Here is a 549-nt window from a genome sequence, read left to right as displayed (position 1 = left end):
GCCAGCGTGTGTTCGGCACCCGCCAGTCGGCGGGCAGCGTGTACGAGCCGGCCGTGTCGATGCGTACCGTCCAGGTCTGGTGCACGTCGTCGGCGCCGCTGACCGTGCCGCTACCGGTGAGTTCGAAGACCACCGAGATAGCAGGGTCGAAAGGCGACGAGGGCAGCGTGGTCAGGCCATCGGGCAGCAGCAGTGAGCCGCCGACCCGGGCACTGCCGCTCGGTCCCTTGAAGGTTGGCGACAGTGCCGCCGTCCAGTCCAGGGTTGCACAGTCGGTGTGGGTGAGCAGGGCGGCATCGATCCGCGGCGACACACCGGAGGCGGCGTCGACCACGCAGTCGGTGCAGGCATCCGGTATCGAGGCGCCGCCCGGACCGCCGCTCGTCGTCGACCAGTGCGACGGGTCGTCCCAGACGCCACTGCCGCCCACCCAGTAGCGGGCGGGCGGCGTCGCCGTCGGTGTCGCGGTCGCTGTCGCGGGCACCTCGGTCGGGGTCGGCTCCTGCGCACGGACACCGGTTCCCAGCACTGCCATCACGACCAGCAGTA

At 71.2% G+C, this 549-nt stretch carries 1 protein-coding gene; it reads right to left on the bottom strand.

The window, feature by feature from the left end:
- The coding region (locus tag L6Q96_23545) for a hypothetical protein (GenBank protein MCK6557522.1) at nucleotides 1-549 on the bottom strand (549 nt) is incomplete at both ends.

This window comes from Candidatus Binatia bacterium (assembly GCA_023150935.1).
Taxonomy (GTDB): Bacteria; Desulfobacterota; Binatia; order HRBIN30; family HRBIN30; genus JAKLJW01.
Note: the sequence above shows the minus strand (reverse complement) of the source record. Positions and strands in the feature narration are given on the sequence as shown.